Origin of the sequence: Coleofasciculus sp. (genome assembly GCF_046539235.1) — a bacterium.
Lineage (GTDB): Bacteria > Cyanobacteriota > Cyanobacteriia > Cyanobacteriales > Coleofasciculaceae > Coleofasciculus.
The window spans coordinates 1-4,697 of sequence record NZ_JBKHHI010000483.1; the positions used below are offsets into that span (position 1 = coordinate 1).

General features: G+C 44.0%; 4 protein-coding genes. 3 read left to right on the forward strand and 1 reads right to left on the reverse strand.

The features are described from left to right. Positions 1-133 precede the first annotated feature (133 nt). The 3 genes from ACLFWI_RS27165 to ACLFWI_RS27175 are packed head-to-tail and all read left to right on the forward strand — an operon-like array spanning position 134 to position 1,665. Positions 134-748, forward strand: a complete 615-nt coding sequence (locus ACLFWI_RS27165) for a restriction endonuclease subunit R (RefSeq protein WP_446415518.1) — start codon at positions 134-136, stop codon at positions 746-748. Positions 749-787: 39 nt separating this feature from the next. Continuing rightward, a complete protein-coding gene (locus ACLFWI_RS27170; protein ID WP_446415519.1) occupies positions 788-949 on the forward strand; it encodes a hypothetical protein in 162 nt (53 codons plus the stop codon). Between the two features lie 17 nt (positions 950-966). Continuing rightward, a complete protein-coding gene (locus ACLFWI_RS27175; protein ID WP_446415520.1) occupies positions 967-1,665 on the forward strand; it encodes a restriction endonuclease subunit R in 699 nt (232 codons plus the stop codon). Between the two features lie 4 nt (positions 1,666-1,669). Here ACLFWI_RS27175 and ACLFWI_RS27180 read toward each other — a convergent pair. Further along, positions 1,670-4,697: WD40 domain-containing protein (locus tag ACLFWI_RS27180; RefSeq protein ID WP_446415521.1), on the reverse strand; the 3,028-nt coding region annotated here is incomplete at its 5' end.

Below are 4,697 nucleotides of genomic sequence, written 5' to 3' on the forward strand. Positions count from 1 at the left end.
TCGCTATTATTGACATTAAGGTTTAAATTCTGAAGTGCTTATATGATAACCTTTCAGATATGTGATCGCGTCCCATTCCATCAGCGGCTTAAACCCTTATTCTAAAATAATGCTAGCTAATGACTCAACGATTATGGCACAAGTAATTCAAGCGAGTGAACTAACCCTGCATGATGTCAAAGAAAAGTTCAATCTGCAACAGGTTGATGATGAGCAGTTTTTCCGAGAATGGCAGGATAATTTGCCAGAGGTAACAGATGGGGAAAAGCAATGGTTAGATCGGGTCAAAGCAGATTTTATTTCAATTTCAGAATATGCCCTACATGAGGAAGTTGTCAAGATGGTCGTGTTAGCACCATTGCTCTCACTGGCTGGCTTCTTTCGTTATCCTTTTCACCCAGATGCTGAGGTACAAGTTGCAGCGAAGGATGAGGAAGAAATTGTGCGAGGAAAGATAGATGTGTTGGTGTTAAAGCAGCAATTATGGGTAGCAGTAGTTGAAGCAAAAAATAAGCAGTTTAGTGTGGATAAAGCTTTACCACAAGCGTTGTTTTATATGCTCAAGAATCCGCATCCATCTCAACCGACATTTGGATTAGCAACGAATGGAAGTCATTTTATGTTTATTAAATTGATGCGGCAAGATACGCCTCAATATGGGTTGTCGGATGAGTTTACGCTGAGACGGCGAGGGAATGAGTTGTATCAAGTCTTGGCTGTATTGAAGCGATGGCAACAAACAGAATAAGCTGTCATGCATTGAAATAGGGTATTAGTAGCGAGCAAGATGCTCAATGTAGCGAGCCAGATGCAAAGCCTGCGGCATGGCTTCGCTAAACGCACTACAGCAAGGATTTCGCCATTATTGGCATTAGGGTTTAAATGCCGAACAACGCGATCGCGTCCCGTTCCATTAGCGGCTCAAACCCTTATACTAAAAGGATGCTAGCCAAGGACTCAAGGATTATGGCACAAGTGATTCAAGCCAGTGAATTAACCTTGCATGATGTGGAAGAAAAATTTCACCTGCAACAAGTTGAGGATGAGCATTTTTTTGGGGAATGGCAGGGGAAATTACCCGAACTTACAGCAGCTCAAAAGGAATGGCTAGACCAAGTTAAGGCGGATTTTTTGGCACTGGAAAAATATCCAGTCCATGAAGAAATTGTCAAAATGGTTGTGTTGTCGCCGTTATTGTCCCTGGCTGGCTTATTTAGATATCCTTTTCGTCCGGTGGCTGAGAAACAAGTGGAAATTATGGTTGAGGAAAAGGATGAAGTGGTGCGGGGACGAATTGATGTTTTGGTGTTACATCAGCAATTGTGGGTGACAGTGATTGAGTCAAAAAGTAAGCGGTTTAGTTTGAGTGAAGCGTTACCGCAAGCGTTGTTTTATATGCTCAATAGTCCGAATCTTTTACAACCTACGTTTGGATTGGTGACTAATGGGAGTCATTTTACGTTTATTAAATTGATGCGACAAGATATGCCTCAATATGGTTTGTCCGATGAGTTTACGCTGAGACGGCGAGGGAATGAGTTGTATCAAGTGTTGGGGGTGTTGAAGCGGTTGCAAAAAGAATTAATAGAATCAGTCATAAGATCATACCTGGCGATTGGAAATCGCAGCTATACAAAGAATGGTGCGCCTACGCGCACTGACTAAACGACTAACTGTTACTATTAATACTGTCGCAGATGCGGCGATCGCTCTCATTCAGATTTGGGTTAGTCTTCAGGTAATCTCGTAACCAATCACAACCAAGTATCAGTAAATTATCTAGATCCAAATTTCGTAGAATCACAGTTCGGTCATCGCTAGCCGAGGCAATGATCTGACCATCGGGACTGAAGCTTACACTTCTAACCCCAGCGCTATGTCCGTAAAAGGTTTGTACAACAGTGCCATCTAGACGCCAGAGTTTAACAGTGCGGTCATCGCTAGCCGAGGCAATCATTTGTCCATCGGGGCTGAAGCTGACGCTTTTGACCCCGGCGCGGTGTTCGTAAAAGGTTTGTAAAACAGTGCCATCTAGACGCCAGAGTTTAACAGTTTGGTCAGTGCTAGCCGAGGCAATCATTTGTCCATCGGGACTAAAGCTAAGGCTATTGACTCCAGCCCTATGTTTGTCAAAGGTTTGCACAAGTGTACCATCTAAATGCCAGAATTTGACAGTGTGGTCGGTGCTAGCTGAGGCAATTATCTGTCCATCGGGACTAAAACTGAGGTGATTGACCCAACTACTATGTCCATTAAACGTTTGCATAAGTGTACCATCCAGACGCCAGAGTTTGACGGTACAGTCACGGCTAGCCGAAGCAATCATCTGTCCGTTAGGACTAAAACTGACACTATAAACCGAACGGTTATGTCCTCGGAACGTTTGCACAACTGTGCCATCTAGACGCCAAAGTTTAACGGTGTGATCAGTGCTAGCCGAGGCAATCATCTGACCATCGGGACTAAAACTGACACCATAAACCGAACCTTTGTGTCCTCGGAACGTTTGCACAACCCTGCCATCTAAATGACAAAGTTTAACAGTACAGTCACGGCTGGCTGAGACAAATCTGGAACTATCAGGACTAAAACTGAGGCTGTTGACCCAATCTTTATGTCCCTGAAAGATTTGCATAGGTGTGTCGTATAGACGCCAAAGTTTGATAGTACGGTCACGACTAGCCGAGGCAAGCATACAGCCATCAGGACTGAAGCTGACACTATAAACGGAACTACTATGTCCCCCAAACGTTCGCACGACTTTGCCATCTAAATGCCACATTTTTACAGTATGGTCAGTGCTAGCAGAAGCAATCATTTGTCCATCGGGACTGAAACTAACACCAATTACCCAATCGCTATGTCCCTCGATAGTTCGCAACAGTGTGCCATCTAGATGCCAAAGTTTAATGGTTTGGTCATAACTGGCTGAAGCAATCATCTTACCATCTGGACTAAAGATAACACTCCAAACCTGATCAGTATGTCCCTCAAAAGTTTGCACTTCTGTACCATCTAAACGCCAGAGTTTGACAGTACAGTCACGACTGGCTGAAGCAATCATCTGTCCATCAGGACTGAAACTGACGCTGGTAATCCAACTATTATGCCCCCGAAAAGTTTGCACTTCTGTACCATCTAAACGCCAGAGTTTGACAGTACGGTCACGACTAGCAGAAGCAATTATCTGTCCATCAGGACTGAAACTGACGCTGGTAATCCAGCTATTATGCCCCCGAAAAGTTTGCACTTCTGTACCATCTAAACACCAGAGTTTAACTGTACAGTCAAGGCTAGCTGAGGCAATTATTTGTCCGTCGGGACTAAAGCTGACACTCCACACCTGATTACTATGTCCATGCCAAGTGTGCCAGACGGTTCCATCTTTGCCCCAAAGTTTCACCATACCGTCTTCGCTACCAGAGGCAAGTATTTGTCCATCAGGACTATAACTGATAGTCTTGATAGCGCTATTATTGCCTTGAAAGCGATTGTATTCTTGCACTGAGTAGATTGCCTGCCATAGTCTCCCCACTATCCGAGTCTTACTCTCAGATGGCACTTCGGCTTGCTGTAATTTTTTGCCTGCTTTGACGCTAGCTAATAATGAGCCTAACTGATCATTTGATAATAGTAAAGCTTGCGATAATGAACTTAAGGCTTCAATTTCAGCAATTTCTGCTCGCTTACTATCCTGTTTTTCCTGGTGCAAAAGTTCCTCTTTATCTTGTAGCGCTTGCCTTAATTTTGCTTCCGTTAATTTCTGCTTCTCCTTGGCTTCCGCTAACTCCACTAATAATCCCAGTTGTTGCTGTTGACGAATAAATGCCGCCAAGTAATCATGAACTAATTGATAACGACCATACGGAACTTCCGGTAACAAAAACACTAAACCCGAATCCACGAAAATCCTTAAGACTAAATCCAACTTACCCGCTTCCCTGGTTAAATCCGCTGCTAATCCCTCTAAATCCCGTTCCAATTCAGCGCGAGTCTTTAGCGGACGAGTCCCTTTTTCATCTGTCAGCAAATACAGCACTAATTCCGCCGCCTGCTGATTCTCCGCGCCACAATCCTCAACCACTTCCTCCAAATAGCGCTTAACTAATTCTTCTTTTGTCCCTAACTCCCGATACTCCGCCAATGTTTTAATATTATCCGCCTGTAACTGCGCCCCCACTACCTGCAATTCAATCGGTAAGATTTCCCCGGTTGTACCCGCCAAATCCTTCACCAGTTGGTCAATTAAAGCAGGTTCTAAATAAAAGCGCGATCGCGTGGTTAAATCTTCTATAATTGACCTGGCATCGGTTGGCGAAAAATTCCCCAATTCATACAACACATTCTTCCCCAGAATATCATGACCAATCACACTCATGCTATCCAGGCGATTGCACTCCAACAAATAGTGCAAATAATCTTCCCGTAGCGATAGAATCACCTTCACGGATAAAATATTCAAACAGTCTGCCAAAAACTGCCAAAATAGTCGCCGTTCAGCCAGATTCGTATAAACAAAAAAGAACTCCTCAAATTGGTCAAAAATTAGCACCGTCCGCCGCTGACGCTGTTCATCCTCTCGTAACTGTTCCAGGATTTGGGCATAAGGGGGATTGGGTTGAGAGGTTATTGGTTTTTCCAGAAGGTTATCGTCTAAACCTGGAGAATTGGGCGGGTTTTGTTGAGAGGTTGGTGGT